The organism is Ectothiorhodospiraceae bacterium 2226, from assembly GCA_013348725.1.
GTDB lineage: Bacteria > Pseudomonadota > Gammaproteobacteria.
In genome coordinates, this window is record CP054689.1 from 2,876,633 (window position 1) to 2,896,278 (window position 19,646).

The following is a 19,646-nucleotide window of genomic DNA, read 5'->3' on the forward strand; positions in this document are numbered from 1 at the left end:
GAGGCTAGTTCGCCACAGGTGCTGCCTCGGGGCGCGGGCGCGTCTCGAGGCAGCACCTTTTTATGGCGTTTGACGCCCTGTGGCTACGGGGCTGCGGCGCCTCGCCGGCGCCGATTCGCATCCGGTGCCGCGCGCGTGTGTTAATCTCCGATGCTGAAGCAACAGAGGACGGGCGTCGTGAGATCGCCCCTACATCTCGATGATTCGCAAGCTCAGGGTCGCGCGCGTGTCATTCTTTCGCTCCGGTTCCATACTGCGACTGGTCTTGCTCGGCTATGCGGCGGTGGCGGTGCCGTTGATGCTGGGCCTGATTGTCGCGGCCGCCTATGTCGACCAGTTGGCCCGCCATAGCCAAGTCAGCGTCTTTCACTCGGCCAACGCCACCCAGGCCAGTCGTATGCTGGTCGAACATGTGACCGCGCTGGAGCGCACCGCGCGCCAACTCCACGTGCTGGGCGATCAGGGGTTGCTCGAGGTGTACGAGTCCAGGCGCGCGCAACTACACCAGACGATCGATGATCTGCAGGGGCTGAGGCCCGCCCATCGGGAGGCCATCGAAGGACTGCGCACGCGCGAGGCCGAGGCCTACCGTCAACTCAGTTCGGGCGACGCGGCCCAGGTGCGCGCGGCGGTGGAAGCATTTGGCCAATTGAACGGCGCGGCACGCGCCGTGCTGGCGGAGAGCAGTCAGTTGATCGCCGACAGCGTCGCCGAGATGCAGCGTCTGGCCGACCGCACGCAGTCCCTGTTGTACTGGCAGATATGGGGACTCATTCCCGCCGCGCTGCTGCTGGGTGCGTTCTTCGCGACCTTGATCGTGCGGCCGCTCAAGCGCTTGAGCGGCGCTATACGGCGGCTGGGCGACGGCGATTTTTCCGGCCCGATCGCGGTACAAGGGCCGGATGATTTGCGGGCCCTTGGGCGACACCTCGAGTGGATGCGCCAGCGGGTCGTTGCGCTGGAGAATCAAAAGGTGAACTTTCTGCGCCATATGTCGCATGAGCTGAAGACGCCGCTGACCACCATCCGCGAGAGCAGCCAACTGCTGAACGAAGGGGTGGCCGGCACCTTGAACGATGAGCAGGGCGAGATCGTGCTCGTGTTGCAAGAGAGCAGTATTCGTCTGCAGCGCCTGATCGAGGACCTGCTCGATTTCAGCACCTTGGAGCTCGACGGCCCGCGATTGCAATCCGAGCGCGTGCGCTTGGACCGGCTGGTAGAGGAAGTCTGTGCCACCCACCGCCTCGCCTCTCGCACCCACGGCCTCGACATCCGCTGCGCCCTGGTGGAGGTGTGCGCCCAGGCCGACCGCGACAAGCTGCGCTGCGTGTTGGATAACTTGTTGTCCAATGCAGTGAAGTACTCGCCAACGGGCGGGCGCATCGATGTCAGCTTGCAACTCGCGGATCGCGGCGCCGTGATCGACGTCCGTGATCAAGGACCGGGCATCCCTCCCGAGGAGCGCCGCGGGGTCTTCGAAGCATTCTTCCAGGGTAGCGCGCGCTCCAACGGCCCTATCAAGGGCACCGGGCTCGGCCTTTCCATCGCGCGCGAGTGCGTGCAATTGCACAACGGTACCCTCGAGGTGCTCGATGCCGACCAGGGCGCACATTTTCGCGTCACCTTGCCGAACGCATGGCGGGATTGCAGTGATGCAGCGTAAGGCGCTGCGCGTACTCGGCGCAGCGGCGCTGATGGCGGCGATGGGGCTCAGTGGCTGCGCCCTGCTGACCTCGCAGGCGGATTCCGAACAGGCGCGGGCCGCGGAGGAGGGGACAGTCCCCCCGATGACCCGCCGCCAACTGTGGGAAGAGATGCTGAGCTACAGCGAGTCGCTGTCCGCCTTGCCGCCGGAGGCCCGCAATACCGCGCATGTGCAGACGCATTTGCAGGCCACGCTGGACGGCGCGGCGGCCGATTACGCCGCACGGCCGGAGCCGATCTACCTGCTGCGCTATGGGTTGCTGGTGCTGGCGGCGCGGGCCGACGAGGACGAGCTCGAACGCGTGCGCCGGGAGATCGGGGCGTATATCGCGCAACTCGGTCTGGCGGGCGAGCACAGCGAGTGGCTGGTCACGGCGCGCCTGCTGCACTACATCTTGGGTGAACACGCGGCCGCCCGGGTGGCGCAACGCGAGCTTCGCGAGGTCCACCGCGACCTGACGGATCGGATCGCGACGATGGAACAGGACCATGCGGCGGAACGCGCCGCGCTCAAGCGCGAGAATGACGCCTTGCGTGAACGCATGGCCGCGCAGGAGGCTGAATTCAACGACAAGCTGGAACAGCTGCGCAGCATTGAACGCCAGCTGCACGAACGGACCGGAGCCGAAGGGCTCAGGGGGTTACCATGACGCACAAGCGCACCATCCTGGTGGTCGATGACGACACGGCCTTGCTCAAGCTGCTCGGCATTCGGCTCAAGGCGAGCGGGTGGCGGGTGGCGGTGGCCGAGAGTGCCGAGCAGGCGTTGGCGGTACTGGACGAAGTACAGCCGAATGTGGTGATTACCGACCTACGCATGGGGGGTATGGACGGCATGGCCCTGTTCGACGCCGTCCATCAGCGCTACCCGGCCATGCCGGTGATCGTGCTAACCGCGCACGGCACCATCCCCGAGGCGGTCGAGGCCACCAAACGCGGGGTGTTTACTTTCCTGACCAAGCCCTTCGAAAGCCGCGCCTTGCTCGACGCGGTCGAGCATGCCTATCGGCTCAACGCGGCGAGCGGCGGCGGGCTCGAGGAGGCGGACACCGACGACTGGCGCGCCGAGGTTATCAGTCGTAGTACGGCCATGCAGGAGGTGCTGCACCAGGCGCGGCGCGTGGCGGACAGTAACGTGGCGGTGCTGATTCAGGGCGAGAGCGGCACGGGCAAGGAGCTGCTGGCGCGGGCCGTGCACCGTGCCAGCGCACGGCGCGAGGGGGCGTTCCTGGCAATCAATTGCAGCGCCATACCGGAGAACCTGTTGGAGTCCGAACTCTTCGGTCACGCCAAGGGCGCCTTTACGGGCGCCACCCACGACCACAAGGGGCTGTTCCAGGCCGCGAGCGGCGGCACCGTGTTCCTGGATGAGATCGGCGACATGCCGCTGGTGCTGCAGGCCAAGCTGCTGCGCGTGCTCCAAGAGAAGGAGGTGCGTGCGGTCGGTTCGACACGGAGCGTGCCGGTGGACGTGCGCATCGTCTCCGCCACGCACCGCGACCTGGAGGCGATGGTCGCCGAGGGCAGCTTTCGCGAGGACCTGTTCTACCGTCTGAACGTCGTGCGGCTCGACATTCCGCCGCTGCGCGAACGGCGCGAGGATATTCAACTCTTAGTGAATCACTTCCTGCGCGAGATGGGGGAGGAGGCGGCGGAGGCGCGGCCGATGTCCTTCTCCGATGACGCCATGGCCTGCCTGCTCTCCGCGCCGTGGCCGGGAAACGTGCGTCAGTTGCAGAACGTGGTGGAACATACCGCCGCGCTCAGTACCACGGCGGTGATACCCGGGAGCCTGGTGCGCCGGGCGCTGCGCCAGGACGTGGGCGCTATTCCGTCCTTCACCATCGCGCGCCAGCACTTCGAACGCGACTACCTCACCCGGTTGATGAAAATGACGGAAGGCAACATCAGCCAGGCCGCGCGCCTTGCGCAGCGCAACCGCACCGAGCTTTACAAACTGCTGCACCGCTACCACCTCAAACCGGAAACCTTCCGCAGCCGCCCCGCCTCCAAGGGACGCGCCTGAGGTACCCAGTACCACGCGCTGTGAAGTCAGCCTGACGCGAAGCATGGCGTAGGCGCGCCCCGCGGGGTGCCGGTCGCGGCGCGTCAAGAACCGGCAGCCAGCTCCGTTGCGAACCTCGTCAGCCGTTCCACGGCGGCGCGGCCGCCAGAATGCGTGCATGTACGGGGCAGTCGAGGCGATGCGCGCCGGGCAGGTAGCCGATGCTCGTCAGGAATTCGTTGACGATTTCGCCCCCGGTGAATTTGAAGGTGTGCTTGAACAGCCGCGTCCAGGCGTCGCGGTCTCGCGGGTGGTGATGGCGTAGCCAGGCATCGAACGAGCCGTGTACCTCGCGCAAGGCCACCAGCCGCCGCGCATTCTCGATGGCGGCATCGACCTTCAGGCGATTGCGCACGATGCCGGGATCGTTCAGTAGCCGCGCCCGTTCCGCCGCGCCGTACGCCGCCACCATGTCGATGTCGAAGCCGTCGTAGGCGCGCTGAAAATCGGCCCGCTTCTTCAAGATCGTCAGCCACGACAGGCCGGCCTGGTTGATCTCGAGCACCAGGCGCTCGAACAGGGCGGCATCCTCGCGCACGGGGAAGCCGTACTCGTGGTCGTGGTAGGGGCCATGCCATGGGTGGCCAGGTGCGTGGTCGCAGTAGGAACTCATGATTAGTCCGCGTGTGAACAATCGAGCTGGGTTAGCCTCTAAGATGCATGATGGGGCCGGTGGTCGGCCCGCGGCCAGGGCGCGCCACGGGTGGTTCATGGACCGAGCCCACCTTATCATGCGTAGGAATGGAGGGTGGGCGCTGCCGCGCCCCGGTAAGGAGATCCGCGATGCGTGAACGAAAGGTGCAACGACTGCTGCGCGGGCGCGCGGCCTCCGACGGTGACGGCGTGCGTCTGAGCCGGGTGTTCGGGCCGGGCCAGGGGCTGGACCCGTTCCTGCTGTTGGATGAGTTCGGTTCCGACGAGGCGGCCGATTACATCGGCGGCTTTCCCGCCCATCCGCACCGGGGCTTCGAGACGGTCACTTACATGCTGGAAGGCGAGATGTTGCACGAGGACCACCTCGGCAACCGCGGACGCTTGACCAGTGGCAGCGTGCAGTGGATGACCGCCGGGCGCGGCATCATCCACTCCGAGATGCCACAGCAGGAGGAAGGGCGCATGCGCGGCTTCCAGCTCTGGCTGAACCTGCCGGCGCGCGAGAAGATGAAACCGGCCGGCTATCGCGACATCCCGCCCCAGGAGATCCCCGAGGTCGAACTGCCCGGCGCCCGCATCAAGCTGATCGCGGGCACGCTTGCGCACGAGGGGCACACGTACGCCGGCGCCGTTACCGGTATCACCACGCAACCGCTGTACCTGGATGTGCACCTTGCGGCCGGCGCGCAACTCGCGGTACCGGTATCGGCGGGCCATACCGCCATGGTCTACGTCTATGAGGGCGAGGTGCAGGTGGCCGGTGAGCGCGTCGGCAGCGGTCACCTCGCGGCGCTGGAGGACGGCGAACAGGTGACGCTCGCCAGCACCGCGCCGGCCCGCGCCTTGGTGTTGGCCGCCAAGCCGCTACGCGAGCCGGTCGCGCATTACGGGCCGTTCGTGATGAACACCTCCCAAGAGGTCGAACAGGCCATGCGTGATTACCGCGATGGGCGTTTGACTGGCTGAACCGGTTCCGCAAGTAAACGCGGCGACGCCAGGACCGGGGAGTTGAGCTCTGGAAGATCGCGCAGGCGCCGGTTTACCCGCGAGCCAGTCGCGCCGGACGCCTGTTTATGGCACTTTACATAATATACATTATGCGCAATTGCGGATGCTGCCGACCGGCGCGGCGCATGTGCTAGGCTTGCCCCGCCTAGGACGCTCCGGATGACCCTCTATGCACCTTGCGGAACAAATCGCCGGCGAGTTTCCGTTGCGCGACGACCTCGTCTACCTGAACCACGCGGCCGTCGCTCCCTGGCCACGGCGCACGGCTGACGCCGTCGCGCGTTTCGCCAACGAGAACGCCACCCAGGGCGCCTACGACTATCCGACCTGGCTGGAACACGAGGCGCGGCTGCGGCGTCAGTTGCAGCATCTGCTGAACGCGCCGTCGGTGGACGATATCGCGCTCGTCAAAAATACCTCCGAGGCCCTGTCCATGGTCGCGCATGGACTACCGTGGGCCCCCGGTGACGTGGTCGTCTCGGCCGCCGAAGAGTTTCCCTCCAATCGCATCGTGTGGGAGTCGCTGGCGCCGCATGGCGTGACGCTGCGTACGGTCGATCTGCAGGCGGCCGCGGATCCCGAAGCCGCGTTGATCGCCGCGCTCGACGGTCCGGTCCGGTTGCTGGCCATCAGTTCGGTCCAGTACGGCACCGGCCTGCGTCTGGACCTCGAGCGGCTCGGCCGCGCCTGCCGCGAGCGCGGCGTGCTGTTCTGCGTGGACGCAATCCAAAGCCTCGGCGCATTGCCCATGGACGTGCAGGCCGTGCAGGCGGATTTCGCCATGGCCGACGCCCACAAGTGGCTGCTCGGTCCCGAAGGCATTGCCGTGTTCTACGTCGCTGCCGCCCAGCGGGAGCGCCTGGCGCTACACGAGTACGGCTGGCACATGCGCGAGGACTACCTCGATTTCGATGCGCTGAACTGGCGGCCTGCTCGCTCGGCGCGGCGTTTCGAATGCGGCAGTCCGAACATGCTGGGCATCCACGCCTTTAGTGCCAGCCTGAGTCTGCTGAGCGAGATCGGGCTCGATACGGTATCTGAGAACGTGTTGAGGAATGCGTCGTATCTCCTTGAAGCCATAGCTGCTATACAGGGCTTCGAACTGATCACGCGCGCGGAACGAGGACGCCACGCGGGCATCGTGACCTTCCGTCACGTCCATGTGCCGGCGGCCTCGCTGCACCGCGCGTTGAGCACGGCCGGCGTGGTATGCGCCCTGCGTGGCGGCGGCGTGCGTTTTTCGCCGCACTTCTATACCCGCACGCAGCAGCTCGAGCGCGCCGTCGCAGCCCTCGAACAGGCTGCCGCGAACCCTTGAAGCTCGCCTACGATTCGGACCGCAATGACGACCAAACCCCAGCGTATCAGCCAGGCACTCGCGCGTAGCCTTTACCCGCTCTCCGAATTGACCGCCGAGAACCTGTCCGAGGTGATGGACAAGGCGGTGCTGCAGGAAGTGCAGGCAGGTCGCATCCTGTTCAAGCGTGGCGAGGGTGACAATAAATCCCTCTACGTGCTGAGCGGCGAAGTGGTGTTGGCCGCCGAAGGCGTTGCGCCGGTGCTGGTCGCCGCCGGGAGTCGGGCCGCGCGTCAGCCCCTGGATCCCCACCAGCCGCATCGGGCCACGGCCACCGCGCGGACCAAGCTCACCGTGATGGCGGTCGACAACGATCTGCTCGACGTGCTCTTGAACTGGGAACAGGACGCCGGTTACGTGGTTACCGAACTCGATGCCGACGACCTTGGCGGCGAGGATGGCGACTGGATGACCCAGATCCTTGGCGCGCGCATCTTCCAGCGCATCCCGTCGGCGAATCTCCATGCCCTGTTCACGCTCATGGAGCCGGTGCCGGTCAGGGCCGGCGACAGGGTTGTACAGCAGGGTGACGAGGGCGATTACTACTACTTCATCCACCGCGGCCGCGCGCGGGTGACACGCCGCGGCGCCGACGGGCAAGAATCGGTGCTGGCGGAGCTCAACGCGGGGCAAGCCTTTGGCGAGGAGGCGCTGATCGCCGACCAGAAACGCAACGCCAGTGTGGTGATGGCGGAGGATGGCCAATTGATGCGCCTCTCCAAGGCCGCGTTCGAGCAACTGCTGAAGGCGCCGGTTCTTAGCGCGGTCGACTTCGCGCGCGCCGCGGCGCTGGTGCGAGACGGCGCCCGGTTGCTCGACGTGCGACCCGCGGCGGAACATGCTAGAGCCCATTTGCGCGGCAGCCTCAACATCCCGCTCGCGCAGCTGCGTGCTGAGGCCGCTAAGCTAGACCCACAACGCCCCTACGTGGTGTATTGCGATACGGGGGCGCGCAGTGCCTCGGCCGCCTATCTTCTGAGCGCCCAGGGGCTGGATGTCTACTTACTGGACGGGGGCCTGCGCCGGCTGGCCCAGATGAAAAAGGCGGCGCAGACGAGCAGGAGCGCTACGTGACGATCAAGGAATTGATAACGCAGTGGAGCGGCGACCAAGCCGCCCGCATGACCGAACAGGAATACCGCGTGCGTCTGCCCTTCGGCGACGCCGCACGCATCGAGGCGCTGGCGGAGATGTACCCACACAAGGGGGTGGAAGGCATCATCACCGATCTGCTGGGCGCGGCGCTGGATGAACTGGAGGCCGCGCTGCCCTACCGCGCCGGCGAGCGGCAGGTGGCCGAGGACGAGTTCGGCGATCCGATCTACGAGGACGCCGGACCGACGCCCCGCTTCCACCGCTTGGTGCAGGCGCATGCGCGCCGCTTGCAGGGAAACGAACAGTAGCTCTAGCGTGGCGGCGGCCTCAGGCCGTCCTTGCACCCTTGAACAAGCGGAAGAAGTTCTCGGTGGTCGCCTCCGCGACGGCCTCGGCTGAGACGCCGCGCAGTTCGGCGATCTTCTGTGCGACATGCCCCACGTAGGCCGGCTCGTTGCTCTTGCCGCGGAATGGCACCGGCGCGAGATACGGTGAATCCGTTTCGATCAGCATGCGCTCGAGCGGCATGCGCGCGGCGACTTCCTGCAGCGTTTTCGCACTGCGGAAGGTAACGATGCCCGAGAACGAGATGTAGAACCCGAGCTCCATGGCGCGCGCGGCGGTCTCCCAATCCTCCACGAAGCAATGCATGACGCCCGCCGGCGCGTCGGCCCCCTCCTCCTTCATCAGGCGCAGGGTGTCGTCGGTGGCGTCGCGCATGTGGATGATGAGCGGCTTATCGAGCGTGCGGGCGGCCGCGATGTGACGCCGAAAGCGCTCGCGCTGCCATTCCATGTCCTCGCCGGGCTCGCAGCGGAAATAATCGAGGCCCGTCTCGCCGATCGCCACCACGCGCGGGTCGCGGCCGAGTTCCACCAGACGCGCGACGCTCGGCTCCTCGCCGTCCCGCTCGGTCGGGTGCACGCCCACCGAGACGGACACGTCCGCATTGGCCGCGGCCAGCGCGTGGACGTCGCCGTAGTGCTCGAGGTCGATGCAGACGCACAACATGTGGCCGACACCGGCCGCGCGGGCGCTGTCCAAGGCTTGGTCGAGGCGTCCGTCGTGACGCGCGAGGTCCAGCCGATCCAGGTGGCAGTGGGAGTCTACGAGCATAAGGCGTGATTACATGGTGTGGGTGGGCCGGTCCGACTTCAGGGCGCCGGCGAGGTAGGTCTCGATCTTGGCGCGCGCCGCCCCGCGATCCTGCTCCGCGAACTGCACGCCGATGCCGGCCGCGCGGTTGGTCTGCGCGCCGCGCGGCGTGATCCACACGACCTTGCCGGCCACCGGGATGCGTTCTTTCTCGTCCATGAGCGTCAGCAGCATGAACACCTCATCGCCCAGCCGATACTGCTTGGGGGTGGGGATGAACAGGCCGCCGTTCTTGATGAACGGCATGTAGGCGGCGTAGAGCGCGCTCTTGTCCTTGATGGCGAGGGACAAGATGCCTTGGCGTTTGTTGTCGTTACTCATCCGGCCTCGCGAACTTGGGGCGGACGCGGTAGGCGCGTCCACGCGATCAACAAATCGTCCAACAACAGCTCCGGGTTGAGGCCGCCGTGCACGCCGCGTAACGCCTGTCCGGTTCGGTCGACCAGGGCGAACAACCCGCTCCAGTCTACTCGCTGTAGCCAATCGTGCAAAACACGGCGTTCGCTCGGCCCGAATATCGCCGGCGCATCGCCGCCCGCCTTCCAGCGTATCAACTCGCCCAGCACCCGCCACAAGGCCTGAAGGTGATCGGGGGCCGTCGTTTTGTCCTGCCAGCCGGCCGCCAGCGACACGGGGTCGGTCTGGCCGGCGGCGAGGGCCACCAAGCCCGCCAGCGTCGCCTGCCACTGCCCGGCGTCACCCTCGTGAAAAGCGAGTGCTTTGAGGGGCGCCCCGCCGCTGGCGGCCAGCAGCGCCGCGGGCTCGCCGACGCCCTGCTCGGCAAGCCACGCGCGCGCCACCTCGGCCGGCGGGGCCGCAAAGCCTATGTGCTGGCAGCGGCTGCGCACCGTGGCCGGCAACCCGGAGGCTTGGTCGGAAACCAGCACGAGGTAGGCGCCGCGGGTCGGCTCCTCCAGTGTCTTGAGCAGGGCGTTGGCCGCCGCGGCATGCATGCGTTCGGCCGGTTGGATGACGGCCACCCGTGCCCCGCCGAGCTGGGCGGTCAGGCCCAGGGCGCGCGTCAGGGCGCGGATCTGGTCGACCGTGATGACCGACTTCTCCTCCGGCTGGATCAGCCGAAAGTCCGGATGCGTGCCGGCCGCGTAGAGCTCACAGCTGCGGCACACCCCGCATGCCTCGCCGTCCTCAGGGGAGCGGCACAGCAAGCCCGCCGCCAAGCGCAGGGCGAATCTCCCCTTGCCGAGCCCCTGGGCGCCGGTGAGCAGTAGCGCGTGGCCGAGGCGCTGCTGCGCATGGGCCTCGCGCAGCCGATCCCATGCCGGCCCATGCCACGGCAGGCGGTTGTTCATTGGCCCGGCACGCCGCTCGCCGTGGCGCTCAGCAAGCCCTCGAGCGCCCCGCGCAGGGCGTTCTCCACCGCCTCGGGGGCAGCGGTGGCATCCAATATCCGGTAACGCTCGGGATGGGCCTCGGCGCGCGCACGGTAGGCCTCGGCCACACGTTCGAAAAACGCCGCCTGCTCCTGTTCGAAGCGATCCGCCGCGCTGCGCGAGCCGGCGCGGCGCAGGCCGAGTTGCACCGGGAGGTCGAACAGCACCGTGAGGTCCGGCCGCAGGTCGCCCTGCACCCAGTCCTCCAGTATGGCGATGCGCTCAGGCGCCATGCCTCGGCCACCGCCCTGGTAGGCGTAGCTGGCGTCGGTGAACCGGTCACAGATCACCCAGGTGCCCTGCGCCAAAGCCGGCTCGATGACGCGACGCACGTGTTCGGCCCGCGCCGCGAAGATCAGCAGCAGCTCCGCCTCGGGCGTCATGCCGGTGTAACGCGGATCGAGCAGCACCGCGCGCACCCCCTCACCGAGTCGCGTGCCGCCCGGTTCGCGCGTGGTGATGACCCGTCGCCCCTGCGATTCCACGTAGCCCGCCGCGGCGGCGAGTTGCGAGGTCTTGCCCGCGCCCTCGATGCCCTCCAGCGTGATGAATCGCCCGCGCTCCGCCATGATTCGGTCCTTTACCTGCCGAGTATGTATTTACGCACCGCTCGATTGTGCTCCTGGAGCGTGGCCGAGAAGTGATGGCTGCGATCGCCCCGGGACACGAAGTAGAGGTACTCGCCCTCTTCCGGATGCAGCGCGGCGTGGATCGCCGCCCGCCCCGGCATGGCGATCGGCGTGGGCGGCAGCCCGTGACGCGTGTAGGTGTTATACGGTGTGTCCGTATCAAGGTCGCGGCGGCGTAAACGGCCGGTGTAGTCGTCGCCCAGCCCGTAGATCACCGTGGGATCGGTCTGCAGCCGCATATTGAGTTGCAGGCGGCGCGTGAACACACCCGCGACCTTGTGGCGCTCGTGCACCTGGCCGGTCTCGCGCTCGATGATGGAGGCCAGGATCAGCGCTTGGTACGGCGTGTCGATGGGCAGACCAGCGGAGCGCTGCGCCCACTGCTCCTCGAGGTAGACCTCCATGGCCCGGAAGGCGCGCCGCAGCAGGTCCAGATCGGAGGTGCCGCGCGGGGCAAGATAGGTATCCGGCAGGAACCGGCCCTCCGGATGCTCGCCCGCGGCCCCGAGCGCGGCCATGATGGCCTCCGCGTCGTGGGGCAGCGTCTGTTCAAGGAACTCCTGGTTGCGGATGGCCTGCATCAGTTGCCCGAAGTGCCAACCTTCCACGATCGTGAAGGGGTACAGCACGACCCGCCCGTCGACCATGCGCTGCAGCAACTGCGCCGGCGACAGGCCGGGCTCCAGGGCGTACTCCCCCGCCTGCAGGCGGTGAGCCTTATCCCCTAGGCGCGCCGCCGCGACGAAGTAGCGCGGGCGCTCCAGCGCACCCATGGCGTGTAGCTGGCGTGCAACGCGCTGCACGCTGCTACCGGGCGCGACCACCAAACGCTGCGCCTCCTCGACCGCCAGCGAGCCGTGCATGTGCGTGCGGTAATCGACCCACAACACGGCCGCCGCGGCGCCGCCGAGCAGCACGAGTATCGAAAGCACGCGGGTCAGACCAAGCCTCATGCCCCCTCCCAGGCCGCCTGCAGGCGGCGGGTCACGGGTCCCACCAGGTAGCGGTGGTCATCCCACGCCCGCACCGGCCATATCCCAATGATGCTATTACACACGAAAACCTCCTCTGCTTGTGCGAGGTCATCCAGATCCAGACGCCGCTCCTCGCACGGCAGGCCCAGCGCGGCGGCGCACTCCATCAGCACCGCGCGCGCGATGCCCGCGACCCCGCAACGCTCCAGGCGCGGCGTGAGCAGGCCGCCGCCACGCACCAGGAACAGATTGCTGCGCGTGCCCTCGACCAGCGTGCCTTCGCCGTCCAACAACAAGCCCTCTGCGGCCGGCTCGCCGCCCTCGGCGGCGAGCTCGCGGCTCGCGAGTACGTACTCCAGACGATTGAGGTGCTTGAGGCCCGCAAGGCGCGGCTGGCCCGCGAGGCGCGTCTGACACAGCCGCACCCGCACCCCCTCCGCCTGCGCGGCGGCCGACGCGGCCGCCGGCCAAGGGTAGCGTAACAGGATCCGGCGGGCGACGGGTTGCGCGGGTCGGCAGTATCCGCGCCCACCGCTGCCGGCCGTGTAGAGCAGTTTGAGCACCGCGCGCTCGTACCCCTCCGCGGCCTGCGTAAGCTCGGCGCGCAGGGTATCGCGGTCGGGCGGTGGCAGATCCAGGCAAGACGCCCCATGGGATAGGCGTGCCAGATGTCGTGCCAGATGCCGGATACGGCCGTCATGCACGGCCAGCGTCTCGAACAGGCCGTCGCCGTAATGCAGTCCCCGGTCAGTGGCGAGCAGCGCGGCGGCGGGTTCCCCGTCGACCCAGATTGCCGGTCCGGCCTCGTCAGCCATGGCTCCCCTCCCCCAGCGCGCGCAGCAGACCGCGCGCCTTGGCGCCGCACTCGAGCAGCTCCTGATGTGGGTCCGAATCGGCCACGATGCCGGCGCCGGCCCGCAGGCTGAAACGCCCCGCCGAATCCAGTACCAGGGTGCGAATGAGGATGTTGAGATCCAGGCTGCCGTTGTGGTTCAGGTAGCCCATGGAGCCGGTATAGGCGCCGCGCGGACCCTGCTCCAGTTCCGCGATGATCTCCATACAGCGCACCTTGGGGCAGCCGGTGATGGTGCCGCCCGGAAAGACCGCGCGGATCACCTCGCCGGGGCTCACGCCCGCGCGCAACCGGCCACGCACATTGGACACGATGTGATGCACATGGGCGTAGCTCTCGAGCACCATGAGTTCGTCGACCTCCACGCTGCCCGGCACGCAAACGCGGCCGAGGTCGTTGCGTTCCAGGTCGATGAGCATCACGTGTTCGGCGCGTTCCTTGGGGTGGGCGAGCAGTACGCGGGAGTTGGCGAGGTCCTCGTCCGGGATGGCGCCGCGTGGCCGCGTACCGGCAATCGGCCGACTCTCGATCCGCCCCTCCCGCACGGCCACCAGGCGCTCCGGGGAGGAACTGGCGATCCAGGCATCCCCCACCCGCGCGAGGCCGGCGAATGGCCCGGGGTTATTCAGGCGCAGCGCGTGGTAGACCGCGGCCGGCGAGCTGCTTGGCCCGAGACGGCCGCGCCACTCGCGCGAGAGGTTGACCTGAAACACGTCGCCGGCGCGAATGTACTCCTTGATGTGACGAACGGCGTCCTCGTAGGCGTCCGGATCGTCCTCCTCGCGTGCCAGTACGGAGGGCGCACCGCCGAGCGGGGACGGCGCGTGTGCCAGATCGGCCGCCATGGCGTCCACGAGATCCTCCTGACCCGCCTCGGCAACCAGGTACAGCGTGTCCGCCACGCGATCGCGCACGATCGCGGCCGGTATGCGCGTCGCCTGCGCAATGGGTAGTTCCGCGGGCAAGGGCAAACGTAAGCGCGGTTCGACTTCCTGGGCCAACTCGTAGCCGAGATACAGAAACCACCCGCCGCTGAAGGGCAGCTCCGGGTCGGCAACGTGGTGTGCCGCCGCGGCGCGCCAGCGCGCATCGAGTTCGCTCAGAAACGTCCCGGGGACATCCGCGCGCAGCGTCTCCTGGGGGAAGCCGAACAGGATGTCGTAGCGCGCGCGGGCCGTCCCGTCGGCGACACTCTCGAGGAGAAAGGGATAACGTGCCGGGTTCCGCGACTGCAGCGCCAGCAGGTCACGCCCCGGCGCGATGCGACGCCGAACCGCGGGTTGGGGTCTGGCGGCGGAAAGGCCCATGGATGAGTCGGGGGCGCACCCCCTGCCGTCACGGCAGGCGGCGGAAGACCAGTGTGGCGTTGGTGCCGCCGAAACCGAAGGAATTGGACAGCGCGACGTCGATCTTCATGGTGCGCGCTTCGTGCGCCACATAGTCGAGGTCGCACTCCTCGTCGGGATGGTGCAGATTGATGGTCGGCGGCGCCACCTGATCGCGGATCGCCAGCGCTGTAAACACCGCCTCCACAGCACCCGCCGCCCCCAGGAGGTGGCCGGTCATGGACTTGGTGGAACTCATGGCGAGCTTGGGGGCGTGCGCCCCGAATGCCGCCTTGACGGCCCGCGTCTCGGCGCGGTCACCGGCCGGCGTGGAGGTGCCGTGTGCGTTGATGTAGTCGACCTCGCTCGGGTCGACCTGGGCGTTGCGCAGCGCATTCAGCATGCAACGGCGCGCGCCGTCGCCGCCCTCTTCGGGCAGCGTCATGTGATAGGCATCGCCGCTCATGCCGTAACCGGCAACCTCGGCATAGATGCGCGCCCCGCGGCGCCGGGCATGCTCCAACTCCTCCAGCACCAGAACGGCCGCGCCGTCGCTGAGGACGAAACCGTCGCGCTCGCGATCCCATGGACGGCTGGCCGCTTGCGGGTCGTCGTTGCGGGTGGATAGCGCCCGCGCCGCGCCGAAACCGCCGAGCCCCATGGGGCTGCTGGACATCTCGGCGCCGCCGGCGAGCATCACGTCCGCGTCGCCATACTCGATCAGGCGGGCGGCGTCACCGATGCAGTGCGTGGAACTGGCACACGCGGTCACGATCGCGAGGTTCGGGCCCTTCAGACCGTGCCGAATGGAGACATGGCCGGAGACCATGTTGATGATGTTGGCCGGTACGAAGAACGGCGAGATCTTGCGCGGCCCACCGTCGAGGTAGGACTTGTGCCCGGCCTCGATGCCGGGCAGTCCGCCGATCCCCGACCCGATCACGGCGCCCGCGCGTTCGGCGAGCGCGCCGTCGATCGTCAAGCCTGCATCCTGCATGGCCTCATCCGCCGCGGCTATACCGTAGTGGATGAACGTGTCCATCTTGCGCGCTTCCTTGGCCTGCAGATAGCGCGTTACGTCGAAATCCTTGACGGTACCGCCGATGCGCGTGCTGAAGGTCGAGGTGTCGAAGTGCGTGATCGGAGCGATACCGCTACGCCCGTTCACGATGTTCTGCCACGCGGCGTCCAGGCCGGTCCCGACCGGTGACACCACGCCCATCCCCGTTACGACAACCCGACGCTTTGCCAACGCGCTTCTCCCGAATCCTTTAGGCCTGGTGCTTCTTGATGTAGTCGATCGCTTCCTTCACGGTCGTGATCTTCTCGGCCTCTTCATCGGGGATCTCGGTCTCGAACTCTTCCTCGAGCGCCATCACCAACTCCACCGTATCGAGCGAATCAGCGCCCAGGTCGTCGACGAAGGAGGCCTCTTCGGTCACTTCCTCTTCCTTCACGCCGAGCTGTTCCACGACGACCTTCTTGACGCGTTCTTCCACAGTGCTCATGACGGTAATGTCCTCCAAATGGTCGATAGCGGCCAAGCCGCGGTGGGGTATTCTATTGAAATAGCGGTAGCGATGCCAGAAAAACGGGGACGCACCCTAACGCGCTGATGCGCCGCCTTTTTACATGTACATGCCACCGTTGACATGCAAGGTGGTACCGGTGATGTAAGCCGCCGCCGGCGATGCCAAGAACACCACCGCCGCCGCGACCTCCTCGGGTGTGCCGAGCCGGTTGAGCGGGATCTGTCCGAGCAGCGACTGCTTGTGCTCCTCCGGCAGCGCGCGCGTCATGTCGGTATCGATGAAGCCAGGGGCCACGGCGTTGACCGTGATCCCGCGCGAGCCGACCTCACGCGCCAGCGACTTGCTGAAGCCGACCACGCCCGCCTTGGCGGCCGAGTAATTGGTCTGCCCGGCGTTGCCGGAGAAGCCGACCACCGAGGCGATGTTGATGATGCGGCCGCGGCGCGCCTTCATCATGCTGCGCAAACAGGCCTTGGACAGGCGGTACACGGAGCTGAGGTTGGTGTTGATGATGCTCTCCCACTCCTCGTCCTTCATGCGCATCAACAAGTTGTCGCGCGTGATGCCGGCATTGTTCACCAGCACGCTGGGGGCGCCTAGCGTCTCGCCGACCGCGCTGACGAGCCCGTCCACCGAGGCGGGGTCCGACACGTCGGCCATGAAGCCGCGCCCCTTGGCGCCCGCCTCCTCCAAATAGCGCGTGATCGCTTGCGCGCCGGATTCCGAGGTGGCTGTGCCTGCCACGACGGCGCCATGCGCCGCCAGTTCCAAGGCGATGGTCTTGCCGATGCCGCGGCTGGCGCCGGTCACCAGCACGATTTCCTGCTCGAGTGAGTACATGCGCTCCCCCTAGTCTTCTTGGTTCGTCAGCAGTCAGGCCTGCACGCCGAGCGCTTCGTCGAGCGTGGCGGGATCCTGCACGCAAAGCGTCTGCAGCGAGCGGTCGATGCGCTTGTTCAGCCCGGCGAGCACCTTGCCGGGCCCGCATTCGATCACCCGGTCGACGCCGTCGGCGGCCATGCGTTGCACGGTCTCCACCCACCGCACCGGGCTATACAACTGGCGCACCAGGGCGTCGCGAATCTGCCCAGGCTCGCTGTGTGCGGCCACGTCGGCGTTGTGCAGCACCTGCACGCGCGGGGCGTTGAACGCCACCTCAGCCAGGCGTTCGGCCAATTGAGCCGCGGCCGGCCGCATCAACTCGCAATGCGAGGGCACGCTGACCGGCAGCAGCACGGCACGCTTGGCGCCCGCCTCGCGCGCCAGGGCCACGGCGCGGTCCACTGCGCTGCGGGTACCGGCGACCACTACTTGGCCGGGGGCGTTATAGTTCACCGCCGCGACCACCTCGCCCTGCGCGACGTCCCGACATACCGCCTCGACCTGTGGATCGGTCAGCCCGAGGATCGCCGCCATGGCGCCCTCGCCGGCCGGTACCGCGGCCTGCATGGAACGGCCGCGTTCGGCGACCAGGCGCACCGCGTCGCGATAGGCCAGCGCCTCGGCGCACACCAGCGCGGTATACTCACCCAGGCTGTGGCCCGCCATGTAACGCGGGCGCTCGCCGGCCGCCTCGCACCACACGCGCCACACCGCCACCCCGGCGGCGAGCATCGCGGGCTGGGTCACCTCGGTCTGGCCGAGGCGTCCTTCCGGGTCTTCCTGTGCAATGCGCCACAGGTCATAACCGAGCACCTCCGACGCCTCGTCGAAGGTGGCGCGCACGGCCGGATGCGCGGCCGCCAGCTCCGCCAGCATGCCGACCGATTGGGAACCTTGTCCGGGGAAGATGAAGGCCAAGGACATGATTGAGTGCTCCCGCGTTGTTGGTGTGCGTCGCCCCGCGCGTAGCGCGCCGGGCGTTCAATAACGAAGCAGTGCCGAGCCCCAGGTGAAACCGCCGCCGAAGGCCTCCAGCAACAGGGTTTCGCCACGCTTGATGCGCCCGTCGCGTACGCCGACGTCCAGCGCGAGCGGGACGGAGGCGGCGGAGGTGTTGCCGTGATCGGCGACGGTGGTGATGACGCGATCCATGGACATCTGCAGCTTGCGCGCGGTGGCGGCGATGATGCGGATGTTGGCCTGATGCGGCACCAGCCAGTCGACGTCCGACTTCTGCATGCCGTTCGCTTCCAGGGTCTCGTCGACGATGCGCCCCAGCGTGTTCACCGCGATGCGGAACACCTCGCTGCCGCGCATCTGCATGTAGGCCTCGCCGGCCTGGACGGCCTCATAGCCGGAGGAGATGCCCGCCGGCACCGTGAGCAGGTCCTTGTGGCGGCCGTCGGCGTGGATGTGGGTGCTCAGGATGCCCGGCTCCTCGCTCGGCCCCAGGACCACCGCACCCGCGCCGTCGCCCCACAGGATGCAGTTGGAGCGGTCGGTCCAGTCGGTGATGCGCGACAGCGTCTCGGCCCCGACCACTAGCGCGCGCCGCGCCGCGCCCGTGCGGATGAACTTATCCGCCACGCTGAGCGCGTACACGAAGCCGCTGCACACGGCCTGCAGGTCGAACGCACCGCCGCCGGGCGCGCCCAGGCGGTCCTGCAACAGGCACGCGGTGCTGGGAAACACGCGATCCGGGGTGGTGGTCGCGACGATGATGAGGTCGACCTCGGCAGGCTCCACGCCCGCGGCCTCCAGCGCCCGGCGCGACGCCTGTTCGGCCAGATCGCAGGTAGTCTCGTGCTCCGCCGCGATGTGACGCCGCTTGATGCCGGTGCGCTCGGTGATCCACTCGTCCGAGGTGTCCACCATGCGCTCGAGATCCTGGTTGGTCAGGATCTTTTCGGGCAGGTACCCGCCCGTGCCGAGGATGCGCGTGTAGCTCACACCGCCCGCCTTTGGGCCAGAAACACCTCGAGTTGCTTGCTGATCCGCTCCGGCACGTTCTTTTCGACCTCCACCAGCGCCTCGCGAATGGCGTTGGTGTACGCCATTACGTCCGCGCTGCCATGACTCTTGATCACAATGCCCTGCAGGCCAACCAGGCTGGCCCCGTTGTACTTGCGCGGGTCGATCCGGTTGCGCAGTGCCTTGAGCACCGGCAACGCCGCGAGCCCCGCCATGCGCGTGAGCGCATTGCGCCGAAACGCCTGCTGCATGAAGTGGGTGATCATGCGGGCCACGCCCTCGGTGGTCTTCAGGGCGACGTTGCCGACGAAGCCGTCGCATACCACGACATCGGCGCTGCCTTTATAGATGTCGTCGCCTTCCACGAACCCGATGTAGTTCAGGCCGCTGCCGGTCAGCAGGCGCGCAGCCTCCTTCACGCGTTCGTTGCCCTTGATCTCCTCGGCCCCGATGTTCAGCAGGCCGACTCGTGGGGCCGGATTATTATCCACCGCGCTGACCAAAACCGAGCCCATGACCGCAAACTCGAACAAATGCTCGGCGGTGGAGTCGACGTTGGCCCCCAGATCGAGCACGTGCGTGTGGCCGCGCATGGTCGGCAAGGCCGTGATGATGGCGGGACGGTCCACCCCGGAGAGGGTCTTGAGCACGAAGCGGGCGGTGGCCATGAGCGCGCCCGTATTGCCGGCGCTCACACAGGCCTGCGCCTTGCGCTCCTTGACGAGGTTGAGCGCCACGCGCATGGACGAGTCCTTCTTGCCGCGCAGGGCAAGCGAAGGCAACTCGTCCATGGCCACGACCTGCGTGGTGTGGTGGATCTCGAGGCGGGAATCGGCGCCCGAGCCGAAATCGGCCCCATGCTGTTGCAGGGTCTGCTCGATGATGTGGCGATCGCCGACCAGGATGAGCCGTAGCTCGCGGTGGGCCTGCAAGGCGGTCAGTGCGGCGGGCACGACCACGGCCGGCCCCACGTCACCGCCCATTGCGTCGAGCGCGATCGTGGTGAACTGCGCCATAAAGCTATTTCTCGTCGGGAGGCGCGAGACGCCCC

Annotated in this window: 21 protein-coding genes; 7 read left to right on the forward strand and 14 right to left on the reverse strand. The window is 67.6% G+C overall.

What is annotated here, in order from left to right; translation table 11 throughout:
- Nucleotides 1–226 precede the first annotated feature (226 nt).
- Genes HUS23_13910 through HUS23_13920 form a run of 3 tightly spaced genes read left to right on the forward strand, consistent with a single transcriptional unit; the run spans nucleotide 227 to nucleotide 3,730 of the window.
- Nucleotides 227–1,663, forward strand: coding sequence for a HAMP domain-containing protein (locus tag HUS23_13910; GenBank protein ID QKT04828.1), 1,437 nt, complete (start codon nucleotides 227–229; stop codon nucleotides 1,661–1,663).
- On the forward strand, nucleotides 1,653–2,354 hold the full coding sequence (locus HUS23_13915) for a hypothetical protein (protein ID QKT04829.1): 702 nt from the start codon (nucleotides 1,653–1,655) through the stop codon (nucleotides 2,352–2,354). Before HUS23_13910 ends, HUS23_13915 begins: the two co-directional genes overlap by 11 nt.
- On the forward strand, nucleotides 2,351–3,730 hold the full coding sequence (locus HUS23_13920; GenBank protein QKT04830.1) for a sigma 54-interacting transcriptional regulator: 1,380 nt from the start codon (nucleotides 2,351–2,353) through the stop codon (nucleotides 3,728–3,730). The genes HUS23_13915 and HUS23_13920 overlap by 4 nt, the downstream gene beginning before the upstream one ends.
- Before the next feature lie 118 nt (nucleotides 3,731–3,848).
- On the opposite strand, the gene HUS23_13925 is transcribed toward HUS23_13920, so the two are convergent.
- Nucleotides 3,849–4,382 (reverse strand): DNA-3-methyladenine glycosylase I, encoded by a 534-nt coding sequence (locus tag HUS23_13925; protein QKT04831.1) that lies wholly within the window; start codon nucleotides 4,380–4,382, stop codon nucleotides 3,849–3,851.
- Between the two features lie 170 nt (nucleotides 4,383–4,552).
- Between HUS23_13925 and HUS23_13930 the strand changes: the two genes are divergently transcribed.
- The 4 genes from HUS23_13930 (at nucleotide 4,553) to HUS23_13945 (ending at nucleotide 8,191) form a co-directional block, all read left to right on the forward strand.
- Nucleotides 4,553–5,389, forward strand: coding sequence for a pirin family protein (locus HUS23_13930; protein ID QKT04832.1), 837 nt, complete (start codon nucleotides 4,553–4,555; stop codon nucleotides 5,387–5,389).
- Nucleotides 5,390–5,600: 211 nt separating this feature from the next.
- Nucleotides 5,601–6,749: an aminotransferase class V-fold PLP-dependent enzyme gene (locus HUS23_13935; GenBank protein QKT04833.1), complete on the forward strand. Its 1,149-nt coding sequence runs from the start codon at nucleotides 5,601–5,603 to the stop codon at nucleotides 6,747–6,749.
- A gap of 24 nt (nucleotides 6,750–6,773) precedes the next feature.
- Complete coding sequence (locus HUS23_13940) at nucleotides 6,774–7,862, forward strand: cyclic nucleotide-binding domain-containing protein (GenBank protein QKT04834.1); 1,089 nt, start codon at nucleotides 6,774–6,776, stop codon at nucleotides 7,860–7,862.
- Complete coding sequence (locus HUS23_13945) at nucleotides 7,859–8,191, forward strand: type 1 pili tip component (GenBank protein QKT04835.1); 333 nt, start codon at nucleotides 7,859–7,861, stop codon at nucleotides 8,189–8,191. Before HUS23_13940 ends, HUS23_13945 begins: the two co-directional genes overlap by 4 nt.
- Nucleotides 8,192–8,210: 19 nt before the next feature.
- Here HUS23_13945 and HUS23_13950 read toward each other — a convergent pair whose 3' ends face one another.
- The 13 genes from HUS23_13950 to plsX all read right to left on the reverse strand — a co-directional run bounded on the left by HUS23_13950 (nucleotide 8,211) and on the right by plsX (nucleotide 19,611).
- On the reverse strand, nucleotides 8,211–8,999 hold the full coding sequence (locus HUS23_13950) for a TatD family hydrolase (protein ID QKT04836.1): 789 nt from the start codon (nucleotides 8,997–8,999) through the stop codon (nucleotides 8,211–8,213).
- A 9-nt stretch (nucleotides 9,000–9,008) separates the two neighbouring features.
- The gene (locus HUS23_13955; protein QKT04837.1) at nucleotides 9,009–9,359 is read right to left on the reverse strand and encodes a PilZ domain-containing protein; all 351 of its coding nucleotides are present in this window, start codon (nucleotides 9,357–9,359) and stop codon (nucleotides 9,009–9,011) included.
- A complete protein-coding gene (gene holB / locus HUS23_13960) occupies nucleotides 9,356–10,348 on the reverse strand; it encodes a DNA polymerase III subunit delta' (GenBank protein ID QKT04838.1) in 993 nt (330 codons plus the stop codon). Before holB ends, HUS23_13955 begins: the two co-directional genes overlap by 4 nt.
- A complete protein-coding gene (locus HUS23_13965; GenBank protein ID QKT04839.1) occupies nucleotides 10,345–10,998 on the reverse strand; it encodes a dTMP kinase in 654 nt (217 codons plus the stop codon). The genes holB and HUS23_13965 overlap by 4 nt, the downstream gene beginning before the upstream one ends.
- 11 nt (nucleotides 10,999–11,009) lie before the next feature.
- Entirely contained in the window at nucleotides 11,010–12,011 is a 1,002-nt protein-coding gene (gene mltG, locus HUS23_13970) for an endolytic transglycosylase MltG (protein ID QKT04840.1), read from the reverse strand.
- Complete coding sequence (gene pabC / locus HUS23_13975; protein ID QKT04841.1) at nucleotides 12,008–12,847, reverse strand: aminodeoxychorismate lyase; 840 nt, start codon at nucleotides 12,845–12,847, stop codon at nucleotides 12,008–12,010. Before pabC ends, mltG begins: the two co-directional genes overlap by 4 nt.
- Nucleotides 12,840–14,192, reverse strand: coding sequence for an aminodeoxychorismate synthase component I (locus HUS23_13980; protein QKT04842.1), 1,353 nt, complete (start codon nucleotides 14,190–14,192; stop codon nucleotides 12,840–12,842). Before HUS23_13980 ends, pabC begins: the two co-directional genes overlap by 8 nt.
- A 28-nt stretch (nucleotides 14,193–14,220) precedes the next feature.
- The gene (gene fabF / locus HUS23_13985; protein ID QKT04843.1) at nucleotides 14,221–15,462 is read right to left on the reverse strand and encodes a beta-ketoacyl-ACP synthase II; all 1,242 of its coding nucleotides are present in this window, start codon (nucleotides 15,460–15,462) and stop codon (nucleotides 14,221–14,223) included.
- 19 nt (nucleotides 15,463–15,481) lie between these two features.
- Nucleotides 15,482–15,718, reverse strand: a complete 237-nt coding sequence (gene acpP, locus HUS23_13990; GenBank protein ID QKT04844.1) for an acyl carrier protein — start codon at nucleotides 15,716–15,718, stop codon at nucleotides 15,482–15,484.
- Between the two features lie 120 nt (nucleotides 15,719–15,838).
- Entirely contained in the window at nucleotides 15,839–16,582 is a 744-nt protein-coding gene (fabG, locus tag HUS23_13995; protein ID QKT04845.1) for a 3-oxoacyl-ACP reductase FabG, read from the reverse strand.
- 33 nt (nucleotides 16,583–16,615) lie between these two features.
- On the reverse strand, nucleotides 16,616–17,551 hold the full coding sequence (gene fabD / locus HUS23_14000; GenBank protein QKT05099.1) for an ACP S-malonyltransferase: 936 nt from the start codon (nucleotides 17,549–17,551) through the stop codon (nucleotides 16,616–16,618).
- Nucleotides 17,552–17,605: 54 nt separating this feature from the next.
- Nucleotides 17,606–18,574, reverse strand: coding sequence for a ketoacyl-ACP synthase III (locus HUS23_14005; GenBank protein QKT04846.1), 969 nt, complete (start codon nucleotides 18,572–18,574; stop codon nucleotides 17,606–17,608).
- On the reverse strand, nucleotides 18,571–19,611 hold the full coding sequence (gene plsX, locus HUS23_14010; protein QKT04847.1) for a phosphate acyltransferase PlsX: 1,041 nt from the start codon (nucleotides 19,609–19,611) through the stop codon (nucleotides 18,571–18,573). Before plsX ends, HUS23_14005 begins: the two co-directional genes overlap by 4 nt.
- Nucleotides 19,612–19,646 lie beyond the last annotated feature (35 nt).